Below are 25871 nucleotides of genomic sequence, written 5' to 3'. Positions count from 1 at the left end.
GCGTGAGGGGGGAAGAGGGACTCCCCCTAGGGTTACCCGCGGTTGCCCGTGGTGTGACCAGGGTTTCGGGTGAGACGGGCGTGCAGAGAGCGGGCCGAGGTGTCGGTCAGGGCCGCGATCTGGTCGATGACGGCGCGCATCCGCGCGGTGTCATCGGGGGCCGCGTCGAACAGTGAACGGAACTGCGGGTCAAGGCCGTCGGGGGCGCGGGCGAGCAGTGCCTCGGCCAGTTCGGCGATGACGACGCGCTGGTCGGCACGGAGCGCTTCCTGGTCGGGGCGCTGCATGACGTATCGGTCGGCGACGGCTTTCAAAACGGCGCATTCCAGCTGCGTTTCGGCCGGAACCACCAGCTCGGCTCCGTAGCGGGTGAGCCGCCCGCTCCCCCACCGGGCCCGGGTCGCGGCCTCGGCCGCGAGACAGAAACGGCCGATCAGCTGGCTGGTGGCGTCCTTCAAGCGGGCCTGGGCGAGCGCGGAACCGTCGTAGCCGTGCGGCCACCACTCCTGGTCCAGGAGTCGGTCCAGCGCCGCCGTCAGCTCCTCGGATCCGGCGCCGGGCGCATAGCGCTCACCGGCGACCGCGAAGATCTCGGCGCGTTCGGCGTCGGCGAGCAGGAGGTTGGGGTCGAGGTGTCCGGCGTGCAGCCCGTCCTCGACGTCGTGCACCGAGTACGCCACGTCGTCGGACCAGTCCATGACCTGCGCCTCGAAGCTCCGCGCCCCGTCGGGCGTGTCCTGCCGGAACCAGTCGAAGACCGGCAGGTCGTCCTCGTAGACCCCGAACTTCGGGGACGCCGGGTCGGTGGGGTGCGCGCCGCGCGGCCAGGGGTACTTGGTGGCCGCGTCGAGGGCGGCGCGGCTGAGGTTCAGTCCGACGCTGACCGTCGAGCCGTCCGGGGCGGGCACGAACCGCTTGGGCTCCAGACGGGCCAGCAGCCGCAGCGACTGGGCGTTGCCCTCGAAGCCGCCGCAGGGCACGGCGACTTCGTTGAGGGTCTGCTCGCCGTTGTGCCCGAAGGGCGGATGGCCGAGATCGTGCGCCAGACAGGCAGTCTCGACCAGGTCCGGGTCACAGCCGAGGGCCGCGCCGAGCTCCCGGCCGACCTGGGCGCACTCCAGGGAATGGGTCAGGCGGGTGCGCGGGCTGGCGTCCCAGGCGGGGGTGAGTGCGCCCGGGGTGACGACCTGGGTCTTGCCGGCCAGCCGGCGCAGCGCGGCCGAGTGCAGCACCCGGGCGCGGTCGCGCTGGAAGGCGGTGCGTCCCGGCCGTTTGTCGGGCTCGGGGACCCAGCGCTCGGTATCGGCCGTGGTGTAGCCGGGGATGGTCGGTGGTGTGCCCGTCATACAGCGACGGTAGCCGCCCTGGTGCTCTCGGGGTCGGATCCGGTACGCGCAAGGAGCGCCTGGTCGTAGCGGCGCAGTACGAGGCGGGCCAGCGCGGGGTGGTCGCCCAGGGGGGCGGCGGCGGGCCCGGGGGCGGCGGCCGCGCACTGGGTGGCGAAGCGTCCGGGGGCGGTGAAGCAGCCGGCGACGGCGATCCGGTCGTGTCCGCGGGCGGTCAGCGCACGGACCGCGTCGGCGACGGTGGGGGCGGCGGCCGAGGCGTAGGCGGGCAGGACGGGGGTGCCGCCGAGCCGGTCCGAGAGCAGCTGTGCGATGCGCTCGGTGTCCTGGGCGGACCGCGGGGCCCGGGAGCCGGCGGCGGCCAGGACCACGGCGGTGCGCGGGGAGCGGTCCCCGGGGAATCCGGCCTCCAGCAGACGGTCGTGCAGCGCCTCCGCGAGGAGGGTGTGCGGCCCGAGGGGTGCGGCGACCCGGCCGGTCAGGTGGGGTGCGGCCGTCAGCGCGGCGGGCAGGTCGTGGGTGACGTGATGGCCGCGGCCGAAGAGCAGCGGGACGAGGACGGCCGCACCGTGCAGCTCCGCGAGGGTGTCGGCGAGCAGCGGACGGTTCAGCTCGAGGTGCCCGAGCCGTACGGGCAGACCGGGGCGCAGCGCCCGGACCCGGTCGAGCAGCGCCCGGACGGCGGGCAGGGCGCGGGGGTCGCGGCTGCCGTGGGCCACCGCGACGAGGGTGGGGGCGGGCGGTGCCGGGTGGCGGAAGCCGTGCAGCCGGACCCGGCTGAGCCGGTTGCTGAGCTGTGCGCTGATCTCGGCGGCGAGGTCGCCGGTGCCGAGGGGGGCGGGGGACGCGGAGGGCAGGTGCGGTATCGGCGCCGTCATGGCGTGAGCGTGCCAGCCGGGCGTTGCGGTGCCGTTACCCCGCGGCGAACTTCGTGTTCCCTCCGGCTGCCACCGACGGCCGGCGCGGGGAAAGGTCGGGCGGCAGGGGACCTCGCACGCCCCTGCCGCCCGCTCCCGGCTACCCCTGGTGCGCGTCGACTTCCTTCAGGTACTCCGCGCGGGCCGCCTCATCGAGGAACGAGGCGTGGAAGGAGTTGCGGGCGAGGGTGCGCAGGGTCTCCCCGTCGAGGCCGAGGGCATCGCGTACGGCGGTGAAGTTGTCGTCCGCGTAGCCGCCGAAGTAGGCGGGGTCGTCGGAGTTGACGGTCACCAGCAGTCCGGCGTCCAGCATCGCGGGCAGCGGATGGTCGGCGAGGTCGTCGATGACCCGCAGCCGGACGTTGGACAGCGGGCAGACCGTGAGCGGCACCTGGTCGGCCACCAGGCGGGCCACCAGCCGCTCGTCCTCCAGGGAGCGCACACCGTGGTCGATCCGGTCCACGCCGAGGATGTCCAGGGCCTCCCACACATAGGCCGGGGGCCCCTCCTCCCCCGCGTGCGCCACGCACTTGAGCCCGGCCTCCCGTGCCAGCGCGAAGACCTCCCTGAACTTCGACGGCGGGTGCCCGACCTCGGCCGAGTCCAGGCCGACGGCGGTGATCCGGTCCAGGTACGGGCGGGCCGCCTCGAAGGTCGCCAGGGCGGATTCGGCGCTCTCGTCGCGCAGGAAGCACATGATCAGGCGGGTGCTGATGCCGTAGGTCTCCCGGGCGCTGTCCAGCGCGCGGGCCAGGCCGTTGATGACGGTGCCGATCGGGACGCCGCGCCCGGTATGCGCCTGCGGGTCGAAGAAGATCTCCGCGTGCCGTACACCCTGCTCCTTGGCGCGGGCGAGATAGGCGTGGGCGAGGTCGGCGAAGTCGTCCTCGGTGCACAGCACGGCCATCAGCGCGTAGTAGAGGTTCAGGAAGGACTGCAGATCGGCGAAGGAGTAGGCGCGGCGCAGCTCGTCCTCGGTGGAGTACGGCAGCGCGACGCCGTTGCGCTCGGCGAGCGCGAAGGCCAGCTCGGGCTCCAGGGTGCCCTCGATGTGCAGATGCAGCTCCGCCTTGGGCAGCGGCGCGGGGGCGGTTGCGTTGGAGGGGGAGGACGGGGAGGAAGCCACGCGGGTCACACCTGTTCTGCGGTACGGGAAGGGGCCTCGGTCGGCGAGGAGTCGTCCAGGTTATCCGGGGTGGGGCGCGGTGCCGCGGCGGCGCCCGGGGCGGTGGCCCGCCGGTTTCGTTCCGCGGCGGCGTGGGCCCGCCGCGCGCCGGTTTCGTCCGACCGCGGCGCCGTTCAGCCGGCCGCCGTCCTCGATGCCGGCCAGTTGCCGCCCTCGATGGGGGTGCCGGTGGCGTGCAGCCGGGCGGCGAGGCGCTCGGCCGCGAGGTAGACCCAGGCCCGTACGGTCCGGCCGTCCGCGCACACGGCCTCGGTGCTCACCCGCTCGTAGAGGTTCTCCGGGTCGCCGGGGGCGTAGTCCTCCAGCCGGTCCAGGACGGCGCACACCTCGTCGTAGTCGGCGTCGCGGGGCAGGACGAGGGCACCGTGGACCACCGCACCGGCGGGTCCGGCCGTCGCGTACGGGTATCCGGGGCCGTCGTACAGCAGCGCGCCACCGATGTGCGCCGGTTCCTCGGCCGCGGTCCGGCCGCGCAGGGCCCAGGCGTGGTTGGCCTCGCCGGGGCGCAGCGTTCCGTAGACGAAGAACGGCAGCCGCTCGGGCTCGGTGGTCATGGCGATGCTTCCTCTCCGGGACAGGGTGCTCCCCCTGCCACGATGCCAGGCCGCCGGTGCAACCATCACGGCGCGGTGGGCGTCGCAGCCAGCGAGATCGATCACGACATACGTGATCGGGAACGGGGGGCACGGGATGCGAGCGCAGGGGCCGGGGCCGGTTCGGCGCATACGGAGCGGGGTGCGCCGGATACGGCTGCCGCGGACCCGGCGCGGCCGGCGCCGCGCCTATCAGGTCGTCGTGGCCCTGACGGTGCTGGCGCTGGCGCCCGCGACCTGGATGAACGCGACGGCGGGCCCCCGGGTGCGCAGTGTCGCGGACGTGCCCGCCGCGCCCGTCGCCATCGTGTTCGGTGCGGGCCTGTGGAACGGCGCGCCGTCGCCGTACCTCGCCCACCGGCTGGACGCGGCCGCCGCACTGTACGACCGGGGCACGGTCCACGCGGTCCTGGTCACCGGCGATAACAGCCGGCACGACTACGACGAGCCGGATGCGATGCGCGCCTATCTGGTGCGGCACGGCGTCCCGGCCCGCAAGGTCGTCAGCGACTATGCGGGCTTCGACACCTGGGATTCCTGCAGCCGTGCGCACCGGATCTTCGGCGTGGACCGGGCGGTGCTGGTCAGCCAGGGCTTCCACATCCGGCGCGCGCTGGCGCTGTGTGCGGCGGCCGGTGTCGACTCGTACGGCGTCGGAGTGGCCGCGAAGCACGATGTGACCTGGGCGTACGGCGGTGTCCGGGAGGTCTTCGCGGCCGGGAAGGCGGCGGTGGACGCGCTGCTGCGGCCCGATCCGCACTTCCTCGGGCCGCACGAGAAGGGGGTGACGGAGGCGCTGCGGTAGCGCCTCCGCCCCCTCGGATCAGGCCTGTGACGCGCGGGAGTAGAGGTCGAGGACCTTCGCTCCGAAGTACGGGCTGTAGGAGATGCGGTCCTTGTCCGACCCCTTGGGGCCACCGCCGTTGACGCCGCCGATCAGACCGATGACCCGGCCGGTCCCGCTCTCCTCGTCGAAGTCGGTCAGCCAGGGGCTGCCGGAGGTGCCGCCGTAGAACCCGCCGCACTCCATGCGCAGTTCACGGGTGCCGGACAGCCGGCTGGTGCGGGTGGCGCAGCGTACGGCCCGGTCCTGGGGGTCGTGACGGACGTTCGGGTAGCCGACGACGGTGACGTCATTGGTGTAACCGGGCGTCGGGGAGAGGGTGTTGCCGCCGGTGACCTCCTCCAGGGGGCGGCCGTCCTCGCCGGGGGCGACGGTGGCGAAGGCGAAGTCGAGGTCCGCCCCGGCGCCGGTGGTGCCACGGCCGGGGTAGGCGAAGGTGTCGTCGATCGCCCAGACCCCGTTCGGCTGGTGGGCCGCGCCGGAACGATACTGCGGGACAAAAGCGGCCCGGGTTCCCGGATTGCAGTGCCCGGCGGTGAGGATCAGATTGCCGTGCGGGCTGTGCACCACGCTGGCGGTGCAGTGGTGCGCCCGGGCGTCCCCGTCGACGGAGAACAGCACGCCGACGGACGGGATGCCGTCGAAGTGCCGTGCGGTGGCGGCGGATCGGGCCGCGGGGGCGGCGGCCCGGGTCCGGGGGCCGGGCGCGGCGGTGGGTGCGGTGGTGTCGCGCCCGGCCGACGGTGCGGCGGGGGCGGCCGGGGTGTCGCGCCCGGCGGGTGCGGCGGCCGCCATCCGGTCGGCCGTCCAGTAGGCGGCGGCGTCCCGGCTGGTCCAGGTGGCGCCGGGAGCGGGGGTGGGCTTGCCGGTGCTCGGCGCCTGCCCCCGCCCGCCGTCGACCGCGTGGCTGAAGGGTGCGGTGGCCAGGCACATCGCCATACCGAGGGCGGCCGTCGTGGTCCTCCTCCATCGCCGCCGGCCGGGCCGGTCCTGCTCGACTCGCGTCATTCCGTCGCGGCCGGTGTTCTCTCGCTGCACGTCAGCTCGTCTCCTTCGCGACCCAGGACAGATAGCCGGCGCCACCGCGGGTGACCGGCGTGGCGATGATCTCGGGGGTGTCGTAGTCGTGCGCCTGGAGGAGATAGGCCTCCAGCGCCTCGTAGCGCGCCTCGGCCGTCTTGAACAGCACCTGCCACTCCTGGCCGGTCTCGATCGCGTTGTCCCAGCGGAACACCGAGGTCACCGGCGCACTGACCTGCGCGCAGGCGGCGAGCCTGCCCTCGATCGCACCGCGCGCCAGTTGCCCGGCCTTGGCTTCGCTGTCGATGGTCGTCATGACGGTCAGGAATCGGGCCGGCCGCCCGGCGGGATCGGGCGGCTGGTTCGGGGCATTCGGGTCGGCCACGGTTGCGCATCCTTCATGGTGGGGGGACGGGCGGGACGGTGGGGCCGCATCGGTCAAGCACGCCTGACCGATGGCACGGGACCGCATCGCATCGTACGACCGTGATGATCATCCCGTAAGTGACGGGCCCGCCCCGCGGCGGTATTGACCCGGACGCCGTCCCGCTCCGGACGCGGACGCCGGGGCCCGCGAACACGGTCCCCGGTTGCGTCCCCCCGTGCACAGGCAACGATGGAGAGGGAGCCCAGCCGCCGGTCCGCACGCGAAAGGCCAGCATCATGGACGATCTCGACGCGCTCGCCCGCCAACAGCTCGACGAGGCCAGGACCTCCGCCCACGGGCGCAGCGCCCGGCTCTTTCTGCACGACGGCCCGCTGCGGCAGACCGTGATCGCGCTGGTCGCGGGCGCCGAGCTGGACGAACACAACGCACCCCCGGCGGCGAGCCTGCAGGTGCTGCACGGGCGGGTCCGGCTGACCGGGCCGGGCGGCGGCCGGGAATTGACGGCTGGTCAGGTCGCCGACCCGCGGGAGCGGCACGGCCTGCTGGCCGTCGAGGACTCGGCGGTACTGCTGACGGCCGTCACGGAGATAGCGGCAGGGGCGCGCCCCACGGCGATCGCGAGGGCGGTACGGGAGTAGGGGCGCACGGGGCACGGCGCACGGCGGGACTGGGGGCACCGAGGGGGCCGGGATGCGGCGGGGGCCGGGGGCACCGGGAGAACCGAGGGGCTGGGGGCTGGGGGCTGAGGAAACTTCCCAGTATTCACATTTTTCTGAATGTTGTGTACTCTCCGGAACATGACCAGCCCGAGCACGAAGGTCCAGCTGACCGAGGAGAAGGAAACCCTTCTCGCCACGCTCTACTGAAGGTGCCCGCGGTGCGGGACATGTCGCGGATGTACCACTGCCGGTTCTGAGCGCGGCGGACGGCGCCGGGACCGCCGGCCGGGTCAGACCGCCAGCCACTGGTCGTAGGCCAGCTTGCACAACAGAGCGACGACCACGACCACAAGGACGCCCCGGACGAAGCCGGTGCCGCGCTTGAGAGCCATCCTGGCGCCCACCATGCCGCCGACGAGGTTGAACAGCGCCAGCAGGGGGCCCAGTTGCCACAGCACGGTGCCCTGGATCGCGAACATCGTCAGCGCGCCGACATTGGTGCAGGCATTGACGACCTTGGCGGTGGCCGACGAGGTGACCAGGTCCATGTGGAGGATCGCGGTGAGCGCGATGACGAGGAACGCACCGGTCCCGGGCCCGATCAGGCCGTCGTAGAAGCCGATGCCCAGGCCCGCGACGAGGATGGCCGTCACTGTGCGCCGGCGGGAAACCGGCCCCGAGGGTGCGGGGGCGGTCCCGAAGGCCGGGCGGAAGAGGATGAAGGCGAGCACCCCCAGCAGGACGGCCATGATCAGCGGGCGCAGCACCTCGCTGTGGATACCGGCCGCGAAGAACGCCCCGGCCAGCGACCCGCCCAGCGCGGCGAGGCCGATGCGCAGCGCGCTCCGCACATCGATCGGGGCCTTGCGGACATAGGTGACCGCGGCCGCGGTGGTGCCCGCGATGGCGGTGGACTTGTTGGTCCCGAGGACGTACGCGACCGGGGTGTGCGGCAGGCCGACGAGCAGGGCGGGGAGCATCAGCAGTCCGCCGCCGCCCACCACGGCATCGATCCAGCCCGCCGCGAGGGCGGCCAGACAGAGCAGGGTCAGGGTGAACAGTGATATGTCAGGAGGCACCGCTTGATCTTATGGACCACGCCCTAGGCTCCCCTGCATGAATGCCGAAACTGCGGGGGCCGAGGCTGTGGGAGCCACCTTTCCGATCGGTGGGGATCTGCCCGTCCGGCGGCTGGGTTTCGGGACCGGCGGGCTCGTCGGCCCCGGCTACTGGGGGCCTCGGCACGACGATCCGCAGCGCTCCGTCGCGCTGCTGCACCGGGCCGTCGAGCGCGGGGTCACGCTGATCGACACCGCCGACAACTACGGCCCGGACGTGGCGGAGGAGCTGGTGGCGCGCGCCCTGCACCCGTATCCGGCGGGGCTGGTGATCGCGACGAAGGGCGGGGTGGTCCGCACCGGCCCGGACGTCTGGCACCTCGCGGGGCGCCCCGAGCAGCTGCGTGCCAGGTGCGAGGCGAGCCTGCGGCGGCTGCGCATCGACACCATCGACCTCTACCAGCTGCACCGGCTCGACCCGGAGGTGCCGCTGGCCGACCAGCTGGGCGCGCTGCGGGAGCTCCAACAGACGGGAAAGATCCGGCACATCGGACTGGATTCCATCGGCGCGGACGAGCTGACCCGGGCGCAGGAGATCGCCCCCATCGCCTCGGTGCAGAACCGCTACAACCTGCTGGACCGCGCCGCGGAGGACGTCCTGGAGCTGTGCGAGAAGCGGGGCACGGCGTTTCTGCCGTGGTTCCCGCTGGGCCACGGCACGCTGGCCGAGGGCGCGGGCACGGCGCTCGCCGCGGTCGCCGCGGTCGCCGCCCGGCACGGCGCGACTCCCGGCCAGATCGCGCTGGCCTGGCTGCTGCACCGCTCCCCCGTCCTGCTGCCCACCCCCGGCACGGGTTCGGCCGCCCACCTCGACGAGAACATGGCCGCTGCGGATATCGCCCTCACGGAGGGGGACTTGGCGCAGCTGGGCGCGGCCGCATAGCCGGCGGGCCGCCGTCGCCCCGGCCCCCTTCGCCCCGGCGCCCTTCGCCCCGGTCCCCGTCGTACTGCCCTCCATCGTCTCCCGTGCCGGTCACCTCGGGGTCGTCGGCGGGCGCGGGCAGGCGCGCGCCCCGGCTCTCCGCGACGCGGTGCACCTCGACGAGGGATTCGGTCAACTCGACCGTCAGCAGGTGCAGTTCGCCCGAGGTCCAGGTCCGCCCCGCCAGGACGCGGCGCGCCTCCGCGATGAGTTCGGCGGCCAGAGCCATCTGCGCCGCCTCCATGGCGTCGGCGACACGGGACACGTACCCGGTTCCGTCACTGACGAGAAAGCACGGCTTGCCCTCCGGGCCGGCCCACGGCAGGAGCCGCGCGATGGCGTCGGTCATGGTGTCCACTCCGTAACTACGGGCTCGTTCGTGGCGGCGGGATCACGCCCCGGCCGGATACCGGGTGTAGCCATTTGGTCACCGCGACAACGCAACGGGCAATAGAATGGGGACGCTTGAACCGGCCTCGCTCAAGTCTGTGACCTGCCGCGATGCCGGTATGCGCGCATATGACGAGAGGTCACCGCGTTGGACGAGACGACGCCGCCCGAGCACTTGAATCCGCTACAGCGTTTCGGCCGTGACATCAGACAGGTACGGCTGGCCCGCAAGCTCACACAGAAGCACCTGGGCAAGGCCACCGGATACTCCGAGGGCTACGTCTGCAAGGTCGAGTCCGGCACGCTGCTGCCCAGACCCAGCCAGAAGTTCGCCAAGGGCTGCGACCTCACCTTCGGGACGGGCGAGTTGTTCGCGGGACTGTTACGGAGGATCGACGAAGGGGATCACCCGAGTTGGTTCGTTCCGTATCTCAATCTGGAGCGGAAGGCGTCGGGGATACTGGATTACTCGGCGAGCCTGGTGATGGGGCTCCTCCAGACGGAGGCGTACGCGCGGGCAGTTTTCCGGTCTTCGCACCCACGAGAGGATGCGGACCTGATCGAAGGCAGGGTTGCCGCCCGTTTGCGTCGTCGCGACCTCTTCGAGTGGGAGACCCCACCGCTGCTGTGGGTCATCCTCCATGAGGCGTGCCTGCGATCGGTGGTCGGTGACGCTGAAGTCATGGCAGGGCAGCTTGAGTATCTGCTGACGGCCGTTAAATCACCGCATATCGACCTCCAGGTCCTCCCGTTCTCCGCCGGGGCCCCAGGGGCGCATACGAGACCGTTCACCATGCTGACCTTCGAAAAGTCGCCCACGGTGCTTTACGCCGACGGCCCGCAGGGCGGCAAGCTGTACGACTCCGCCCCAACTGTCGCGCTACACCTCGACAGTTACGATCGGCTGAGGGCGCACGCGCTGTCCCCCGGCGAATCACTGGCCCTCATCAAATCCCTGGTGAAGGAGTACAGATCATGAGCACTGACCTCGCTCTCACGAGCACTGAGTGGGCCAAGTCGTCCTACAGCGACGGTGACGGCGGCCAGTGCATCGAGTTCTCCCGCACCCTCACCGAGACCCATGGCCTCGTCCCCGTCCGCGACTCCAAGGACCCGGACGGTCCGGCGCTCGTCTTCCCGGCGGGCGGCTGGTCGTCGTTCATCACCGCGGTCAAGGGCGGGGAGTTCGCCGCCTGAGTCCCGGCGGCACCTCCGAATGACCGGCCCCCGTCGCCCGGCGGGGGCCGTCGTCATGTCGGCGGACCGGCGGCCCGCCTACCGCGCGCAACGCTTCGGCGGCGCGCGGCACATGCGGCGAGGGGTCGGTACGCGCCGCTGACGCGCGCTGCGCCATCCGGGTCAACCCGATCGCCAACTGTGGCGCGGCGACCCGCCGGTCCCTTCAATCAGTGCTACCGACGGTGGGGTGCCCATCCCCTGGCGGGGGACCATGAACGGCTGCTGGCGTGACGCGGTTTCGTCGTTGTTCTTCAGGGCACCCCCCGGCAGGTGAGCGCGCTCGGGCAGTTTCCTGCCCTCCGGCGTGCCTCAGCCCCCCACCTCCTCCACGGAGCCTTCGAAAGGGGCTGTCCAACATGGCACTCGCTCTCACTCTCACCCCGCCCACCGTCACGGTGGGCCAGACCTTCCAGGCCGCTGTCACCGGTGCCGCACCGGGAGAAGTGATCACCTTCACCTACGACGCGGTTGCCCCGCAGTCGGCAACCGCTGACGCCATGGGCAATGCGAGCGTCACCTTCACAGGGACCACGACGGGCGTAGTGGTTGCCGCCGGTGCCACCAGTGGAGCCGCCACCGCGACCGTGACCGTCAACGCGCCGGAGAACTGTGTAGTCACGGTGTCGGCGACGCCGGCCAACCCGGCCGCCGGCCAACCGGTGACCCTCACCGCCACCGTCACCTGCGGCGGCGTCGCCGTACCGGGCGCCACCGTAGTCTTCGCCACCACCAGCGGCTCCCTGGGAGTCGGCGTCACCAGCGCCGCCGGGCAGGCCAGTATCACCACCAACCTGCTGCCGTCCGGCGTCAACGTCGTCACCGCCACCGTGATCGCCGCCACCACCACCTGCACCTGCGTCGGCATCTCCGCGACGGCGACCGTGACCGTCACCGCGGCACAGAGCTGCGTGGTCACGCTGTCGTCCACGCCGGCCAACCCGGCCGCCGGCCAGCCGGTGACCCTCACCGCCACCGTCACCTGCGGCGGCGTCCCCGTCCCGGGCGCGACCGTACTCTTCAGCACCACCAGCGGACCCGTCGGAGTCGGCGTCACCAACGCCTCCGGTCAGGCCAGCGTGACCACCAGCGCGCTGCCGGCCGGCGCCAATGTCGTCACGGCCACCGTGGTCGCCGCCACCACCACCTGCACCTGCGTCGGCGTCTCCGCCACGGCGACCGTGAACGTCACCGCGGCACAGAGCTGCGTGGTCACGCTGTCGTCCACGCCGGCCAACCCGACCGCCGGCCAGCCGGTGACCCTCACCGCCACCGTCACCTGCGGCGGCGTCCCCGTCCCGGGCGCGACCGTACTCTTCAGCACCACCAGCGGACCCGTGGGCATCGGCCTCACCAACGCCTCCGGTCAGGCCAGCGTCACGACCAGCGCGCTGCCCGCCGGGGTCAACGTCGTCACCGCCACCGTGCTCTCCGCCGGCACCACCTGCACCTGCGCCGGCGTCTCCGCCACGGCGACCGTGGCCGTGGGCGTGGCAACGGGGCTCACGGCGCACCCCGCCTGCTACCGGATCAGCTTCCCCCCGGTGCCCTGGGCCTTCGCCACTGCCACGTTCAGCGCGAGTGGCGCGACTCCCGGCGCGACGGTCACCTTCCACCTGGACGGACCGGCCGGCCCCGTGGTGTGCACCGCCGTGGCCAACGCGAGCGGAAACGCCAGCTGCACGGCCACCCTCAACATCGGGCAGGTGCTGTTCGCCGGCTACACCGCGACCAGCGGGGGCGTCTCCTCGTCCAGCACCCTGTCCGTCTGCCTCACCTGACGCCCGGCCCCGGCTCGCGTACTGCCGGCCGGAAGCGTACGGCCGGGCCCCTCCCCTGAACGGGCGTGACCGGTACGGAAGTTGAGAAGCGATCCGGCAAAACAGCCGTCCCCCGTAATGCAAGTACGGGGGACGGCTGCTGGACCACAAGGATAGGCCCTGAGGCAGGGAGGTCCGCCGACCGGACCACTTTCACCTCTCCCCCGCGAAAAGACACAGAAGGAGCGGAACATGGGCTGCAATTGCGGCGGCGGTGCCCGCCCTACCGTCACCATCTACCAGCTGAACCTGCCCGACGGCACTGTTCGCCAGTACTACACATGGCAAGAGGCTGATGCGGCCAACCAACGCGCAGGCGGCATCGGCACCATCCTCATCCTCAATCAGTAGCGGATCGCCTAAGGCAGTCACGGTTACGGGGTGGACCTCATGAGCCTGTTGGCGTTTCTCCTTTCCCTGGGCGCGACCTGCCGCATCACCAGATTCCTCACGAAGGACACTCTGGCGGCGGGATTCCGCTCATGGGTCGCCGGCCGCTTCGGCGACGACTCCAAACCCTCCTACCTGGTCAGCTGCGGCTGGTGTTCGAGCATTTGGGTGGCCGCCGCCATGGCGCCGCTCGCCCACTGGACCGGAGGGACGACCGGGTTTCAGATCACCACGGCGGCCTTGTCCCTCTCCTACCTCACCGGGCTCGCTTCTCAGTGGCTCGATTGAGCCAGGGAAGTCCCTCTTGACGACAGGCATATGGCCACCTTCCCGGTCTGCCGGCAATGGGCCCCCAACCGGCAGTACCGGCAACACCTACGCACCGTCCGCGTCGAAATGAATCAGCGGCTTGATGATTCCCCCCTCTTTCGAGGCCATCATCCGGAATGCCGTTCCGATCTCGTCAAAGCCGAATTCGTGCGTGGTCATCGGCGTGGGATCGACTTTCCCCGTCTCCAGCAACCGGAAGATCCGCCGAAGCCATCCGCGGCCGCCACGGTTGAACCCGGCGTAGACCTGCTTGTCGGACATCCCGTATCCGAACGGCTCCAGGGGGATCGTCAGCGGCTCGTGCACCTCCCCGTGGTACCCGACGTTGGAAATGCGGCCTCCCGGCTTCGTGACCCGGAAGGTCGCCTCCCAGGTCTGCGGGGTGCCGAGCGCCTCGATGGCTGCGTCGACCCCCTGGCCGTCCGTCAGCGCCATGATCCGCTCGACCGGATCGCACTGTGTGTGGTCGACGATCAGGTCGGCGCCGAAGCGGCGGGCGAGTTCCTGACGGGCGGGGCCGGGTTCGGGGACCGGCTTCTCCATGACGCCGACCTCACCGACCCTCCGGAGAACGAAAGCCCTCACGTCTGCGTACCTGCCGTTCGACGCGGGGAGTGGGCGGAGACCGTCGGCCGGCCCAGGGCCGTGCGGCGGCCTCGGAGGAGAGGCGTGCCGTGCTCGCGGATGTGTGCGTGGCTCATGCCCTCGCTCTTCCCGCAGCGGAGGTGCGGCGGCGGTCGTGACGTCATCTTCCGCCCGTTCGGCCGACCGCCCGTACGGCCGACACAGCGCGCCGGTACCGGCGGCAGCCGCATCGGACGAGCCCTCGGCCATCCGGTCGTCCGGGATCACTGGCCTGATCGATGGTCGTGCGCCCCCCCACACAACCCGTCCGGAACAAGCCAACTCCACGGCGGGCAGGCACGGTTACGGGAGGGACCTCGTGAGCCGTGCGGGGTTTCTCCCTTCCCTCGGTGCCGACCGTGAACGGGGTCCTGTCCGGGCGATGGCCGCTCAGCAGTCACACGGCATGCGCGAGCAGCCGGTCCGCCTCACCGGTGCGCTGGTAGCGGACGTTGCTGCCGTCCCCCAGCCGGGTGAGCAGGCCCGCCCGGTGCAGGCGGGTGAGGTGGTACGAGACCGTGGACGGGCTGAGGTGGTGCACCGCGGCGAGGCGGGTGGTGGTGCAGGGCCGGTCCAGACTGCGCAGCAGCATCAGCCGCGTATGGCCGAGAACTTCGCTGAGTACCTCGCCCGTTCGCTGCGACGTCCGGCGCCGGCCGCCGCTCTCGGCCGGCCGCAGGGGCCGCCGGTGTGCACCACGTAGACCTGGACGGTGAGGCCGTCCGCACGCTCGTCGCACACGGTCAGCTTGTCGCCGGAGTCAACGCGCACTACCGCGATGTTCACTCCAGCCGTCACTCAGCGTGGCGGCACCACAGAAGTTGAGCCAGAACCCGTTTTCGTGAGCGAGGCCACGCCGGACGGAGCCTTGTCTGCATGTGCCGATCGGTGGGCGCTCGCGGTGTCTACGGGTGGTGACTCCGCGAGGGCGGCCGGCTTCGTGATCCGTTCGAGCCGTCGGCTCCGCGCCGTGACCAACGCGGAGAGAGCGAGCGCGGCGGACGCAGAGATCAGGCCGCCGAGGATCAGGCTTGAGCGGGCGCCGAGGGTGTCGGAGACCAGGCCGACCAAAGGGGCACCGAGAGGGGTGCCGCCGAGGAGGACGAGGAAGTAGACGGACAGGACGCGGCCACGCAGGCGGGGTTGGGCATGGAGCTGGGTTAGGGCGTTGGCGGTCGTCGTTACGGTCACCGAGGCGAAGCCCGTGGGGATGAGCAGGGCCATGAATGTGCCGTAGCCGGGCATCAGGCCCAGCGCGGCCTCCAACGCTCCGAAGATGATCGTGGCAGTGACCAGGCGTCGTGCGGTGGGGGGTTCGCGGCGATCGGCTCCGTGGATCGCACCGATGAGGCTGCCTGCGGCGTAGGCGGCCGAGAGGTAGCCGAACGCGGCGGCGCCGGTGTGGAGGACGGTGATCGCCACGAGGGAGATGGTGACCTGGAAGTTGAGTCCGAAGGTGCCGACGAATCCCATGACCGAGATCGGCAGCAGCAGGTCCGGGGTGGAGGTGATGTGGCGGAAGGCGTCGGGCAGCCGAGTACCGCCGCGCCGGGGCTCGCGGGAGGCCCCCGGTTCGTCGGTGCGGATAGTGATCAGCCCGTAGAGGACCGCCAGGTACGAGGCGGTGTTGCCGAGGAATACCGGGGCGGTTCCGGCGGCAGCGACGGTCAGGCCCGCGAGGGCAGGGCCGAGGATGCGGGCGACGTTGAACTGGGCGGAGTTCAGGCTGACCGCGGCGGCCACGCGCTCACGGGTGACCAGTTCGGAGATGAAGGCGTTGCGGGCGGGGCTGTCCAGAGCCGTGGCGGCGCCGAGGGCGAAGGCCAGCGCGTACACGGAGGGCAGGTTCACCGCTCCGGTGAGGATCAGGACACCGAGCAGCAGGGACTGCACCGCCATGGCCGTCTGCGTGATCAGCAGCAGCCGGCGTTTGGGGAAGCGGTCGGCGAGGACGCCTCCGGTCAGGCCGAACAGGGTCTGCGGCAGGAACTGCAGTGCGGTCACGATGCCGACGGCGCTGCCGCTGTTGCCGGTGAGGTGGAGGACCAGCAGGTCCTGGGCAGCACGCTGCATCCAGGTGCCGATGTTGGAGGTCAGCTGTCCGATCAGGTAGCGGCGGAAGTTCCGGACGGCCAGCGTGGCGAGCACCTCGCTCGGGGCGCTCCTCTTGCAACGTGCGTGGACGCGGGGGTACTTGATCATGACGTCTGGTGGGCAGGGGGGCTCAGGACGGAGGTCCCCATGTCGTCGACGTGGTGGAAGGCCGGGTGAGGGTGCATGAGGAACTGGTGGTGGGAGATGTTCCAGGCGTAGGCGCCGGCCATGGCGAACGCGATCCGGTCGCCGACGCGCAGCCGCTGGACCGTCACCTGTCGGGCGAGGACATCCTTCGGCGTGCACAGTTGCCCGACCAGCGTCACCGGTTCATCACGCGCCTCGGGACGTTCCCAGGGCTGGGACCAGGAGCCGTCGGGGATCACCTCGAAGGGCTGATCGTGCTGTTTGGCGGCGGGTGTGCGCAGATGGTGGGTGCCGCCGCGCAGGACGGCGAATGCCTGGCCGTGGCTGCGTTTGACGTCCAGGACCTGTGTGACGTACCAGCCGCAGTAGGCGGTGAGCGAACGGCCGGGCTCGATCCGCAACGTCAGACCGGGGCGGCTGGTCAGGGCCTCGCGCAGACCGGCGCCGAAGGCGGGCCAGTCGAACCTGTGCTGTGGGCGTGCGTAGTCGACGCCCATCCCGCCGCCGATGTTGACCTCGGTCAGGTCGAGGCCCCGTGTGTCGGCCCAGTCGGCTGCCCAGGCCAGGACCTCGCCGGCCAGGGCGAGTTGGGCGGCGGCTTCAAGTCCGCTGGCCAGGTGGACGTGTACGCCGCGCAGCCGGATGCGCCGGTCGGAGGCGACGAGCGCCAGGCACCGGTCCAGCTGCTCGGGATCCAGGCCGAAGGGGCTGGGCTGCCCGCCCATGGCAAGGGCGACCGGCCCGAGCACGACGGGAAGGTTGACGCGCAGCAAGATGTCGGCGCCCTTGCGGTCACCCAGCACAGTGGTGAGAAGACGCAGCTCGTGTGCGCTTTCGATGTGCAGGCGGTGTACGCCCGCGGTCAGTGCTTGTACCAGCTCGGCCGGGGTTTTGCCGGGGCCTCCGAAGGCGATCGGTGTGTCGGGGAAGAGGCCGTGGATGTGGCGTAGTTCGCCGCCGGAGGCCACTTCGAAACCGTCGACCTGCCCGGACAGGGCCTGCAGCAACCTGGGGTCGGAGTTCGCTTTGGCGGCGTACAGCAGCTCTACGCGTTCCGGCAGCGCCGCCCGGATCGCGCGGACGTGCTCGCGCAGGCCCGGCAGGTCGTAGACGTAAGCGGGCAGGTCGTCGTCGGACATCCGGCGTACGTGGTGGAGCAGTGCGGGCCTCACCGGGACACCTCGCGGGGGAAGTCCTCGCCGAGCGGGCTGGGCAGGGGGACGTAGGTGGCGTGCCGGTCGGCCTGGCGGGCCCAGCGCAGCAGGAGGTTAGCCTTGGCGGGCAGCGGTACGCCGGACAGCAGCGCGCGCAGCCGTGGCGGTTCGCCGGCGGTGCCGGCGTAGGCGGCGAGGTGGTCGCGGACCAGCCCCCACAGGGCCGGTTCCAGCGCCGGTTCGAGGTCGGCCAGGGCGCCGAGCAGTTCGGCGGTGTGGTTGACCAGGAGGCAGTACGCGACCCGGTTCCAGCCGCGTTCGGCATCGTAGGTGAGGGGCCCACGGACCTCCTCGGGCAGGCGGTCGAGGGCGTGCCGGTGGTGGCCGGGCAGGAGCTTGGTGCCCTCCAGGTCACGGAAGAAGATCTGCGCCGGGGTCCCGTCGGTATGCACCCCGACGACCACGTTCTGGAGGTGGGGTTCCAGGACGACGCCGTGCTCGAAGTACGCGGCCAGCACCGGCGGCAGCAGCAGCCGCAGGTAGGCGTCCCACCAGGCGAGGACATCCCCGTCGCCGCGGGCGAGCAGGTGCGAGACATGGGCCGTACTGGTGGGGTACTCATCCGCGATCGCGGCGGCGAGCAGGGGCGTCACCCCGGGGCGCAGGTGGGGGCGCAGTCCGGACCGCACGATCACCGCGAGGCCCTCCAGCAATGCGATCTCGCCGTCGGCGTCCAGTGTGCGGTAGCCCGGTTCGGCCAGCAGCGCACAACGGGGGAATCGGTCGGCGAGAGCGGTGAAAACGGGCTGGAGCAGCTGGTTGAGGGCAACGGCTCCGGGCAGTTCGTAACTGGCGTGTTTGCGCACGCAGTTGGTGAGACGGACATTCAGGCTGAACTTCAGGAAGGTGTCGGTGTCCGGCTGGTACAGCGTGCGTACCGACGCGGTCGGCACCAGTTCCGGCCCGCGCACGCCGGTGTCGACCACATCGCCTGCGGCCAGCGCCTCCCGCAGCCGGTCGTTGGCCTGCAACATCCGGTACTGCCAGGGGTGTACCGGCAGTGTCAGGTAGCCCGGGTCGGCCGACGTACACAGCGCGTCCAGCCTGTCCAGGTCGCCCTCCTCGCACACGAGATGGCGGCGTACGGCCAGGTGCCGCAGGCGGAAGCGGGCGCCGGTCTCCGGTCCGTACGTCAGCCAGTCCTCCGGGTCTCCGGTGCGGGCCTTGGGCGTGGGGTGGAAGCGATGGCCGAACACCAGGGACTGTTCCGAAGAGAGATAGGGGTCCGTCTGCCGGGGCTGGTGGGAACGTTGTTCCAGGGCGGTGCGGATGGTCTCGCGGCTGTCGGCGACCTGCGCCGGGAATTCCTCGTTGGCGATGCCGGTGCGCAGTTCCAGTTCGTTCTGAATGTAGCCGGCCAGCTCCCGCCAGCCGACCGCAGCCCAGGCATCGTCCTCGAACCGCTGCACCGGGCCGTGGAAGCGGTGGGCGCCGATCAGCGAGATCCGGCGCAGCCGGGCGCGCAGCAGAAGGTGACGGCGGGGCAGGCGCAGCAGTAAGTGGTCCTGGTTGACGGTTACTTGATGCTCGGGTGCGGATACCTCGCGGATCAGGCAGTTGAGCAGCGTGTGGGCGGTGACGGTGTCGGCGGTCTGCTCGGCCCGGTCGTCGGACAGTGTGGTGGGGGTGGCGGTGACGTCGTGTGTCGTGGATGTGGTCATGCCGTAGCTCCCATGCGTACGAACTCGGTGCGTCAGCGGGTGGGTGGGTGAGTGGTCGGGGCGTGGGAACGTGCGCGCGCCAGGGGGTTGGGGACGGGAGTCCACAGCGCCTTGCCCGGGTTGTCGGCCAGGCGCATGGCGATGGTCGCCTTCAACGGAAGCGTGTCGCCGAAGAACGCGGCCGCGTCCCCGTCGTCCGGAAGTTCGGCGTACACCCGTCGGCCGACCTCGGCCACCGCGGCCCACAGCGCCGTGGGATCCGCCGCCCGGGTGCGGGCGAGGACATCGACCAGCTCGCTGAAGACTCCGCTGAGCAGGCCACCGAACAGCTTGGTGCGCAGCGCCTCCACATCGTCGCCTGCGCGGGTGCCGGCCAGGGGCGGCAGCGCGAATCCGCACCGGGCCAGCCTGCGCGGGCTGATCCGTACTCCGTCCAAATCCCGGTACAGCACCCGTACCGGCCGTCCGTCCCGCAGCACGACCAGCGTGTTCTGACCGTGCGCCTCCAAGGCCACCCCCATGGACAGCAGCGTGAGCGCGGGCGGCAGGACGAGCCCGGCGAAGTCCGCCAACCAACGCACCGGATCACCCGCCACCACGGCCGCTCCCGTGGCGTGTACCACTGTGAGCGGGACGGCGATCTCCCCGGCGTCGAGGTGGCACTCGGAGGACTCCCTGATCATCGCCGCCAGGCTCGCGGACGCCTGCCCGCCCACCCGCACCGCGCCGCCGCCCAGTTCGCGCAGGACCCGCAGGCTGCCGCCGTACCCCGCCTTGTCGACGACCGCCGTGACCAGGTCCGACAGCGGTGGGCCATCGGCGACCTCGGCGGGAGAGATGGTGCGCCGGTAGTTGGTGACCTGCACGTCGAGCGCCGTCTTGATGTGGCAGCCCGGCAGAGCGTCCAGTGGAGCGAGGGTACGCAGCGACAGCAGCGGCCGGGCCGGGATGGTCGGTTGCGCCATGGCCAGTTCGGGGTGGTGTACGAGTACGTGATCCCGCTGCCACGGGTGTACCGGCATCAGGACCGTGTCGCCGTCACGCAGCTCCTGAGGCCACTGGCCGGAACTTTGCCAGCGTTCGACCGGAACGGCGAGCAGGGCCAACTGCACGACGGGGTGGTGCTCGGGCGCGTAAGCGAGCACCTCGGCGACCGACATGCCGGTACGGGTGCGGCAGCACGGGTGCTGCGGGTGGCCATCGACCACCGCCTGTTCGGCGTCGGCCGAATCGGCGAGCGGGCCGGTCCCCATGGCGTTCGCGGCGCGACCCAGGGCCAGGTTGACCACGCTGTTGTCGAGCTCGGCCGCCAGCCGCTGCGCGGCGGGAGTCCGCAGCCCCAACTCTCCCAGCAGCTCGGTCGGTTCGCTGACCGGCCCGTCGGGCCGGGTCACGGTGAAGTCCTCCGGCACCTGGGCAAACCGCCGTGAGCAGGAGTCGGCCGCGGAGAGCGGGCCGCCGTGCTGCAGAGAGACCACTAAGGTGTCCGCCTCCCGGCGACGGCCGCTCACCCCGGGCAGGGGTTCTCGCACGAAGGCCCCCCACAGCCGGCCGAGCACGGCTGCGCGCGCGCCCGGCAGTGCGGTCGCGAACGGTTCCACCAGGTCCGGGCGCGCACGGCGCAGTTCGTCGATCGTGCGCCGTTCGTCGGTCGTGCACGGTTCGTTGGTCGTGCACGGTTCGTTGGTCGTCGTCTGGCGCATCGTCACCGTCCGGGTCGGAAAGGGATGGGGAGATCAGCACATGGGCAAGGGTTCGGCATAGCTATTCCAGGGAGATGTGGGGGGACTTGTTCCGCTCGGAGTTCTTGTAGCCCGGCCTGCGCCTCGACACTACGGGACGGCGTTTAAGGGAATGGCCAGCAGAAATACAGCGAGCACCTCGCGAATGATCAGTCGACGCCGATTCCATTCTGATTCCGTGCGGCCTCGATGCGTAGTTGGTGCTGTTCATGACAGAGGTGCCGGATCGAGTGACGCCGAATCCGACGGTGAATCCGGAAGTGGTTGCAGGCGATCGAACGCGTCAATTCGTTGAATCCCTGGCCGGAATTCGCTGAATGCTGGCCGGGCTTGCTCCTCAATCGACCCCGGGCCGGTGGACCGTCCGACTCATTGCACCTTCGGATTCTTAACTCTCCTTTGCCGAATGCTGTCGGAGTGCTGGATGTTCCGGTAATCCCCGTCCGGCGGCTGCGCCATTCGGCGACGTCCGAGCCACCACCGAAGCGTGTGCCGGTAGCACAGCACTGTGCGAACTTGGGAACGATCAGTGACTCGGGCGAGGTTCCGGCGGTTGCGGCCTGACGTTTGCGAACCTGAAGGCATGCGTGTGCTGCTGATCGAAGACGACGACCGGGTGGCCGGACCGTTGATGGAGGGACTGGACCGCTTCGGGTTCACCGTGGAACACGCCCGCAACGGCACAGACGGCCTGTCCGCACCGGAACCGGCGATGGTGTTGCTGGACCTGGGGCTGCCCGACATGGACGGCATCGACGTCTGCCGGGCCCTGCGCGCCCGGTCCCAGGTACCGATCATCATGATCACTGCCAGGGATGACGAGGTGGACCGGGTGCTCGGCTTGGAGCTGGGCGCGGACGACTACCTCTCCAAACCGTTCGGCGTACGGGAACTGGTGGCCCGGATCCGCGCCGTCACCCGCCGCACCCTGGCCGGGGACCCGGCGTCGGGCGGTACGGCGCCGGGGTCGTCCCGCGGCGCGGCCGAGGCAGGGTCACCCGGCGCCCAGCGGATCGGACCGCTGACCATCGACCACCGCACCCGGCAAGTCCATCTGCACCAATCGTCGATCGCACTGGCCCCCAAGGAGTTCGACCTGCTCGTGTGCCTGGCCGAAGACCCCGGAGCCGTCTGCTCCCGCCAGCAAATCCTCGATACGGCCTGGGAACCCAACTACTTCGGCCCCACCAAGACCCTGGACGTACACATCGCCGCGCTGCGCCGCAAACTCGGCGACTCGTCCTGGATCGAGAACATCCGCGGCATCGGTTTCCGCCTGGTCCCGCCGGCCGATCGCGACGGCGCCTCTCCCCCACCGCCTGGACGCGACGGAGGCACCCGGTGACCCGTCGCCTCGTATGCAGCTACCTCAGCCTCATGCTGCTCGTCCTGCTCGCCCTCGAAGTGCCGTTCGGCGTCGTCTACGGCCGCAGTGAGCTGTCCCGCTTCTCCAACGCGGCGGAACAGGGCGCGATGACGCTCGCCGACGTCTGCGAGGAGAAGCTCGAACGGGGACAGGCAGCCGAGCTGCCGGAGCTCGCCCGCAACTACAACCGGCGTACCGGCAGCCGTGTCATAGTCGCCGACCAGAACGGCATCGTCCGCACGGACACCGACCACGCCCCCGCCACCACCACCGTCGGCAAAGACCTGTCCGCCGAGCCTGACATCGCCACCGCACTGCACAATCAGCCCGCCATCGGGACCCGCGACGCCCCGGCCTCGGACGGCGAGGCCCTGTTCGTCACCGTCCCCGGCAGCTCTGGCGCCGACAACTCCGTCGCCTGCGTCGTACGGACCCTCCACCCCCTCGACTCACTCACCGAGAAGGTCCACACCACCTGGGCGGTACTCGCCGTCGTCGGACTGGGGGTACTGGCCACCGTCGCAGTGATCGGCTTCGCGCTCGCCCGCTCGATCACCCGTCCTGTCCGGGCCCTGGAACGCGCCACCGCACAACTCGCAGACGGCCGCCTCACCGATCCCCCGGCCACCGACCGTGGACCGCCGGAACTGCGCCGGCTGACTGCCTCCTTCACCCGCGCCGCAACCCGGCTCCAGCACCTGCTCCACGCCCAGCAGGCGTTCGCCTCCGAGGCATCGCACCAGCTCAAAACCCCTCTGACCTCACTGCGTCTGCGTCTGGAGAATTTCGAGCCCCACCTCGACCCCAGCGCGCAAAACAGCCTCGATGCAGCGCTCGGCGAAGTGGAGCGGCTCAGTCGCATGGTCCAAGGGCTGCTCGCCCTCGCCCGCCTGGAGAACTCCGCCATCACGCCGGAGGCCATCGATCTCGACGCCGTCATCGCCGACCGCGCGGCCATCTGGACGGCCTTCGCCGGCGAACAACACGTCGACATCACCGTGACCGGAACAAAGGCCGGTCGGGTGTGGGCGGTCCCTGGCGCACTTGAACAGATCATCGACAACCTGCTCTCCAACGCCCTGCGCGTATCCCCGCCCGAAACCGCCATCACCCTGGCAACCCTCACCTCCCCCACCGACGGCGGCCGCACGCCGTCGGTGACCGAGCTGCACGTGATCGACGAGGGACCCGGCATGAGCGAGACCGAGCGGCAGCGCGCCTTCGACCGGTTCTGGCGGGCGGCCGACGCCCAGCACGACGGCACCGGCCTGGGCCTGCCCATGGTCCGGCAACTCACCCGCGCCGGCGGCGGCGAGGTAACCCTGCGCCCCGCACCCGGCGGTGGCCTCGACGCCGTCGTCCACCTCCGGCCCACACTCCGCACCCGCCCGGAAAGACTCGGCGTCCTGTCAGAAGATCTCGTCGCAGCGCAGCCACACCGCAACCAGCACCCGACTGATGGCCGATGGCATTTCGGGAAGCGGAAAACGAGCGTCAGGCAGTAGCCCCGGAACGATCCTCAGCGAGACGGCCCCGCTCGGCCGGCGCATGTACGACAACTTCGCCGAGGCCCTCGACGAGGCCACCATCTGCGTGATGAACCGTGCCGACATGCGCCGGTTCCTGCTCCCCGACGCCCGGATCACCGCCCGGATCACCGAGATCCTCGGCCGCCGCCTCGCCGCCCCGGATCGAGGCCAAGGCAGCAGCGCAGAAGCTGGAAGAGCTGGGACCTCGCGCGTGAGGAGCCCCTCCTCCAGCCGCTGGGCTCAGGAGCGCAGATACGGAGCGTCGCCCTCACTAACGGTCTTAGAACTCTCTTAATCCCGCTGACTATTCACTCATGTATGAAACCCCACCTCCCCAAGACCACCGGACGGCGTCGTACGACCCGCGTCCTCGCCGCCTCCCTCGCGCTCACCGCGACCACCCTCGGAGTCGCCGGATGTGACAGCGCCGCCGCGGGCACTCTGGAGGGCAGCCGCCTCGCGCTCCCCGTCGCCGGCGGCACGGCCGTCGTCGACACCGCCTCGCTGGCGGTGAGCGCACACACCGACGACGGGCAGCAGCTGGTGCTGTCCGCTCCGGCCGGCGGCGGGCTCGGGAAGCCGGGGCCGGTGACCCGTACGGCCGACGGGGCGCACTGGAGCTACCCCGCCAAGGGGCTGAAGGTGACGGCGAGTTCGGAGCGCGGGCGGCTGCGGATCAGGCTGCGGGCGGACCGCGACGGGTCGGTCAGCTGGCCGGTGACCGGTACCGACCGTGCCGCCTCCGCCGTCCAGCTGCCGCGCGGTGAGGGCCTGGACATCCCCATACGGGACGCCTTCTGGAACGCCGGCTCCGAGAAGGGCGGGCTGGCCGGCAGCACCGTCGACGTGGGCGAGGGCCTCTCGATGCCCCTGTGGGGCTATTCCATGGGCGGGGCGGGCGGTAAGGGCGGGAGTGGCGTCAGCTATCTCACCCCCACCGACATCGGCACCTCGCTGCGCTTCACCTCCACCGGGGGCCGGCTGCGCACCACGGCCGCGCATGCCTTCGACGCCGGTGAGGGCACCCGCGACTACGACGTCTCCTTCGCCCTCACCGACGGCAACCCGGTGGCCCCCGCCGCCGACTACCGCTCCTACCTCTCCCAGCACGGCCAACTCGGCAGCCTGCGCAAGAAGATCAAGCAGAACCCGGCCAACGGCAAGCTGCTGGGTGCGTTCCACGCGTATGTGTGGGGCGATGCGCGGACCGCCGCCGGGGTGGACAGGCTGAAGAAGCTGGGCGTGGACCGGATGTGGCTCGGCTACGACTCCGGCCCCGACCCGATGAACGCGCAGGCGGTGCGGGCCGCCAAGAACGCGGGGTATCTCGTCGGCCCGTACGACACCTTCGCCAACGGCCAGGACCCCAAGGGCGCCGACAGCCCCACCTCCGTCTGGCCCGACCGGGTCTACCCCGACTTCTGTGTCCGCAAGGCCGACGGCACACCGGAGACGGGCTTCGGCAACCGCGGCTGCTACCTCAGCTCGCGCGCCTTCGAGAAGGCCGAGCCGGCCAAGCACTACCTCGCCGACCGCACCCGCAAGATGGTCGCCAACGGCGCGGACAGCTACTTCCTCGATGTGGATGCGACGGGAGAGGTGTTCCGCGACCACGGCAAGGGTCATGAGATGACCAAGGCCGGCGACCGCGCGAGCCGCCTGGCCCGGATGAAGCGGCTGTCGAAGACCCTCGTCCTCGGCTCGGAGGCCTCCCAGGCCTGGGCCAACAAGGTGGTGGCCTACAACCACGGCTCGGGCACCCCGGTCGACGACGGCCTGTGGAAGCTGGAGCGCGACAAGGAGAAGTGGGGCGGCTACTACCCGGAGAAGGCCCCCGGCGCCTTCTTCAAGCCGGTGCAGCTGCCCCGCCGGATGGCCACCGCCATGTACGACCCGAAGTACCGCGTCCCGCTCTACGAGACCGCGCTGCACGGCTCGCTGGTCAACGCCGAGCGCTGGGAGCTGTCGTACGAGAAGCTGCCGGCCCAGAAGACCACCCGGGCGCTGCTGGCGATGCTCTACAACACGCCGCTCAACTATGTCCTCGACGGCCCGACGATCGCCAAGAACGGTCCCGCGCTGGCCGCGCTGCAGAAGTACTTCTCGCCGCTGCACCGCGCCGCGGGCACCGAGCGGATGACCTCGTTCCGGTGGCTGACCGGAGACCGTACGGTCCAGCGCACGGTCTTCGGCGACGGCAGGCTGACCGTGACCGCCAACTTCGGCACCAAGGCCGTGGGCGGACTGCCCGGCGGCTGTGTGGACGCCGAGCTCGCCGGCGACAAGCAGCTGCGGCGGCTGTGCCCGGCGCAGCTGAACGGCTGACCGGCCGGCG

General features: G+C 71.1%; 26 protein-coding genes. 11 read left to right on the top strand and 15 right to left on the bottom strand.

The window, feature by feature from the left end:
• Positions 1-32 precede the first annotated feature (32 nt).
• The 4 genes from ACGFWI_RS10735 to ACGFWI_RS10720 form a co-directional block, all read right to left on the bottom strand.
• Complete coding sequence (locus ACGFWI_RS10735) at positions 33-1346, bottom strand: deoxyguanosinetriphosphate triphosphohydrolase (protein ID WP_393905585.1); 1314 nt, start codon at positions 1344-1346, stop codon at positions 33-35.
• Complete coding sequence (locus tag ACGFWI_RS10730) at positions 1343-2224, bottom strand: sirohydrochlorin chelatase (protein WP_393905584.1); 882 nt, start codon at positions 2222-2224, stop codon at positions 1343-1345. Before ACGFWI_RS10730 ends, ACGFWI_RS10735 begins: the two co-directional genes overlap by 4 nt.
• Before the next feature lie 139 nt (positions 2225-2363).
• Positions 2364-3389, bottom strand: a complete 1026-nt coding sequence (locus ACGFWI_RS10725) for an adenosine deaminase (protein WP_393905583.1) — start codon at positions 3387-3389, stop codon at positions 2364-2366.
• Positions 3390-3562: 173 nt separating this feature from the next.
• Complete coding sequence (locus tag ACGFWI_RS10720; protein ID WP_393905582.1) at positions 3563-4003, bottom strand: gamma-glutamylcyclotransferase family protein; 441 nt, start codon at positions 4001-4003, stop codon at positions 3563-3565.
• Between the two features lie 136 nt (positions 4004-4139).
• Here ACGFWI_RS10720 and ACGFWI_RS10715 point away from each other — a divergent pair, with 136 nt between their 5' ends.
• Complete coding sequence (locus ACGFWI_RS10715) at positions 4140-4847, top strand: vancomycin high temperature exclusion protein (RefSeq protein WP_393905581.1); 708 nt, start codon at positions 4140-4142, stop codon at positions 4845-4847.
• An 18-nt stretch (positions 4848-4865) separates the two neighbouring features.
• Here ACGFWI_RS10715 and ACGFWI_RS10710 read toward each other — a convergent pair whose 3' ends face one another.
• Together ACGFWI_RS10710 and cutA are read right to left on the bottom strand one after the other, a co-directional pair.
• Positions 4866-5924, bottom strand: a complete 1059-nt coding sequence (locus ACGFWI_RS10710; RefSeq protein WP_393905580.1) for a trypsin-like serine peptidase — start codon at positions 5922-5924, stop codon at positions 4866-4868.
• Position 5925: 1 nt separating this feature from the next.
• Positions 5926-6291: a divalent-cation tolerance protein CutA gene (cutA, locus tag ACGFWI_RS10705; RefSeq protein ID WP_393905579.1), complete on the bottom strand. Its 366-nt coding sequence runs from the start codon at positions 6289-6291 to the stop codon at positions 5926-5928.
• 278 nt (positions 6292-6569) lie between these two features.
• Between cutA and ACGFWI_RS10700 the strand changes: the two genes are divergently transcribed.
• Complete coding sequence (locus ACGFWI_RS10700; protein WP_393905578.1) at positions 6570-6932, top strand: cupin; 363 nt, start codon at positions 6570-6572, stop codon at positions 6930-6932.
• 311 nt (positions 6933-7243) lie between these two features.
• On the opposite strand, the gene ACGFWI_RS10695 is transcribed toward ACGFWI_RS10700, so the two are convergent.
• Complete coding sequence (locus ACGFWI_RS10695) at positions 7244-8032, bottom strand: TSUP family transporter (protein WP_393905577.1); 789 nt, start codon at positions 8030-8032, stop codon at positions 7244-7246.
• 37 nt (positions 8033-8069) lie between these two features.
• Here ACGFWI_RS10695 and ACGFWI_RS10690 point away from each other — a divergent pair, with 37 nt between their 5' ends.
• Positions 8070-8954 (top strand): aldo/keto reductase, encoded by an 885-nt coding sequence (locus tag ACGFWI_RS10690; protein WP_393905576.1) that lies wholly within the window; start codon positions 8070-8072, stop codon positions 8952-8954.
• Here the strand turns inward: ACGFWI_RS10690 and ACGFWI_RS10685 are convergent.
• Positions 8914-9342 carry a hypothetical protein gene (locus ACGFWI_RS10685; RefSeq protein ID WP_393905575.1) on the bottom strand — a complete coding sequence of 143 codons (429 nt, stop codon included), beginning with the start codon at positions 9340-9342 and terminating at the stop codon, positions 8914-8916. The two genes, ACGFWI_RS10690 and ACGFWI_RS10685, sit on opposite strands and share 41 nt — an antisense overlap.
• 189 nt (positions 9343-9531) lie before the next feature.
• On the opposite strand from ACGFWI_RS10685, the gene ACGFWI_RS10680 reads away from it, so the two are divergent.
• The 5 genes from ACGFWI_RS10680 to ACGFWI_RS10660 all read left to right on the top strand — a co-directional run bounded on the left by ACGFWI_RS10680 (position 9532) and on the right by ACGFWI_RS10660 (position 13117).
• Positions 9532-10362 (top strand): Scr1 family TA system antitoxin-like transcriptional regulator, encoded by an 831-nt coding sequence (locus ACGFWI_RS10680; protein ID WP_393905574.1) that lies wholly within the window; start codon positions 9532-9534, stop codon positions 10360-10362.
• On the top strand, positions 10359-10580 hold the full coding sequence (locus ACGFWI_RS10675; RefSeq protein ID WP_393905573.1) for a DUF397 domain-containing protein: 222 nt from the start codon (positions 10359-10361) through the stop codon (positions 10578-10580). Before ACGFWI_RS10680 ends, ACGFWI_RS10675 begins: the two co-directional genes overlap by 4 nt.
• A gap of 398 nt (positions 10581-10978) precedes the next feature.
• Complete coding sequence (locus ACGFWI_RS10670; protein ID WP_393905572.1) at positions 10979-12400, top strand: Ig-like domain repeat protein; 1422 nt, start codon at positions 10979-10981, stop codon at positions 12398-12400.
• 231 nt (positions 12401-12631) lie between these two features.
• Entirely contained in the window at positions 12632-12790 is a 159-nt protein-coding gene (locus ACGFWI_RS10665; RefSeq protein ID WP_393905571.1) for a hypothetical protein, read from the top strand.
• Positions 12791-12829: 39 nt separating this feature from the next.
• Positions 12830-13117 (top strand): hypothetical protein, encoded by a 288-nt coding sequence (locus tag ACGFWI_RS10660; protein ID WP_393905724.1) that lies wholly within the window; start codon positions 12830-12832, stop codon positions 13115-13117.
• Positions 13118-13204: 87 nt separating this feature from the next.
• Here the strand turns inward: ACGFWI_RS10660 and ACGFWI_RS10655 are convergent, their stop codons facing one another.
• From ACGFWI_RS10655 to ACGFWI_RS10625, 7 genes are all read right to left on the bottom strand, one after another.
• Positions 13205-13702 (bottom strand): zinc-binding dehydrogenase, encoded by a 498-nt coding sequence (locus ACGFWI_RS10655; protein WP_393905570.1) that lies wholly within the window; start codon positions 13700-13702, stop codon positions 13205-13207.
• 478 nt (positions 13703-14180) lie between these two features.
• Complete coding sequence (locus ACGFWI_RS10650) at positions 14181-14375, bottom strand: helix-turn-helix domain-containing protein (protein WP_393905569.1); 195 nt, start codon at positions 14373-14375, stop codon at positions 14181-14183.
• On the bottom strand, positions 14375-14554 hold the full coding sequence (locus ACGFWI_RS10645) for a hypothetical protein (RefSeq protein WP_393905568.1): 180 nt from the start codon (positions 14552-14554) through the stop codon (positions 14375-14377). The genes ACGFWI_RS10650 and ACGFWI_RS10645 overlap by 1 nt, the downstream gene beginning before the upstream one ends.
• 27 nt (positions 14555-14581) lie before the next feature.
• Positions 14582-15931 (bottom strand): MFS transporter, encoded by a 1350-nt coding sequence (locus ACGFWI_RS10640; RefSeq protein ID WP_393905567.1) that lies wholly within the window; start codon positions 15929-15931, stop codon positions 14582-14584.
• A 50-nt stretch (positions 15932-15981) separates the two neighbouring features.
• Positions 15982-17196 carry a type III PLP-dependent enzyme gene (locus ACGFWI_RS10635; RefSeq protein WP_393905566.1) on the bottom strand — a complete coding sequence of 405 codons (1215 nt, stop codon included), beginning with the start codon at positions 17194-17196 and terminating at the stop codon, positions 15982-15984.
• Complete coding sequence (locus tag ACGFWI_RS10630; protein WP_393905565.1) at positions 17193-18899, bottom strand: IucA/IucC family protein; 1707 nt, start codon at positions 18897-18899, stop codon at positions 17193-17195. Before ACGFWI_RS10630 ends, ACGFWI_RS10635 begins: the two co-directional genes overlap by 4 nt.
• Before the next feature lie 32 nt (positions 18900-18931).
• Entirely contained in the window at positions 18932-20602 is a 1671-nt protein-coding gene (locus ACGFWI_RS10625; protein WP_393905564.1) for an IucA/IucC family protein, read from the bottom strand.
• A 622-nt stretch (positions 20603-21224) separates the two neighbouring features.
• On the opposite strand from ACGFWI_RS10625, the gene ACGFWI_RS10620 reads away from it, so the two are divergent.
• The 3 genes from ACGFWI_RS10620 to ACGFWI_RS10610 all read left to right on the top strand — a co-directional run bounded on the left by ACGFWI_RS10620 (position 21225) and on the right by ACGFWI_RS10610 (position 25861).
• Entirely contained in the window at positions 21225-21986 is a 762-nt protein-coding gene (locus ACGFWI_RS10620; protein WP_393905563.1) for a response regulator transcription factor, read from the top strand.
• Positions 21983-23512, top strand: coding sequence for a sensor histidine kinase (locus ACGFWI_RS10615; protein WP_393905562.1), 1530 nt, complete (start codon positions 21983-21985; stop codon positions 23510-23512). The genes ACGFWI_RS10620 and ACGFWI_RS10615 overlap by 4 nt, the downstream gene beginning before the upstream one ends.
• A 342-nt stretch (positions 23513-23854) precedes the next feature.
• The gene (locus ACGFWI_RS10610) at positions 23855-25861 is read left to right on the top strand and encodes a glycoside hydrolase (protein ID WP_393905561.1); all 2007 of its coding nucleotides are present in this window, start codon (positions 23855-23857) and stop codon (positions 25859-25861) included.
• The last annotated feature ends 10 nt before the right edge of the window (positions 25862-25871 follow it).

It is taken from the genome of Streptomyces sp. NPDC048434 (assembly GCF_043200375.1).
Taxonomy (GTDB): Bacteria; Actinomycetota; Actinomycetes; order Streptomycetales; family Streptomycetaceae; genus Streptomyces.
The sequence above is the reverse complement of the archived record's forward strand: the minus strand, read 5'-3'. Positions and strand labels throughout refer to the sequence as shown.

Coding starts and splice junctions, on each gene's coding strand:
- ACGFWI_RS10730 (WP_393905584.1), bottom strand. CDS start 2,224: ATGACGGCGCCGATACCGCACCTGCCCTCCGCGTCCCCCGCCCCCCTC.
- ACGFWI_RS10655 (WP_393905570.1), bottom strand. CDS start 13,702: ATGGAGAAGCCGGTCCCCGAACCCGGCCCCGCCCGTCAGGAACTCGCC.
- ACGFWI_RS10685 (WP_393905575.1), bottom strand. CDS start 9,342: ATGACCGACGCCATCGCGCGGCTCCTGCCGTGGGCCGGCCCGGAGGGC.
- ACGFWI_RS10720 (WP_393905582.1), bottom strand. CDS start 4,003: ATGACCACCGAGCCCGAGCGGCTGCCGTTCTTCGTCTACGGAACGCTG.
- ACGFWI_RS10690 (WP_393905576.1), top strand. CDS start 8,070: ATGAATGCCGAAACTGCGGGGGCCGAGGCTGTGGGAGCCACCTTTCCG.
- ACGFWI_RS10665 (WP_393905571.1), top strand. CDS start 12,632: ATGGGCTGCAATTGCGGCGGCGGTGCCCGCCCTACCGTCACCATCTAC.
- ACGFWI_RS10610 (WP_393905561.1), top strand. CDS start 23,855: ATGAAACCCCACCTCCCCAAGACCACCGGACGGCGTCGTACGACCCGC.
- ACGFWI_RS10700 (WP_393905578.1), top strand. CDS start 6,570: ATGGACGATCTCGACGCGCTCGCCCGCCAACAGCTCGACGAGGCCAGG.
- ACGFWI_RS10620 (WP_393905563.1), top strand. CDS start 21,225: ATGCGTGTGCTGCTGATCGAAGACGACGACCGGGTGGCCGGACCGTTG.
- ACGFWI_RS10625 (WP_393905564.1), bottom strand. CDS start 20,602: ATGCGCCAGACGACGACCAACGAACCGTGCACGACCAACGAACCGTGC.
- ACGFWI_RS10675 (WP_393905573.1), top strand. CDS start 10,359: ATGAGCACTGACCTCGCTCTCACGAGCACTGAGTGGGCCAAGTCGTCC.
- ACGFWI_RS10660 (WP_393905724.1), top strand. CDS start 12,830: ATGAGCCTGTTGGCGTTTCTCCTTTCCCTGGGCGCGACCTGCCGCATC.
- ACGFWI_RS10650 (WP_393905569.1), bottom strand. CDS start 14,375: ATGCTGCTGCGCAGTCTGGACCGGCCCTGCACCACCACCCGCCTCGCC.
- ACGFWI_RS10670 (WP_393905572.1), top strand. CDS start 10,979: ATGGCACTCGCTCTCACTCTCACCCCGCCCACCGTCACGGTGGGCCAG.
- ACGFWI_RS10715 (WP_393905581.1), top strand. CDS start 4,140: ATGCGAGCGCAGGGGCCGGGGCCGGTTCGGCGCATACGGAGCGGGGTG.
- ACGFWI_RS10735 (WP_393905585.1), bottom strand. CDS start 1,346: ATGACGGGCACACCACCGACCATCCCCGGCTACACCACGGCCGATACC.
- ACGFWI_RS10630 (WP_393905565.1), bottom strand. CDS start 18,899: ATGACCACATCCACGACACACGACGTCACCGCCACCCCCACCACACTG.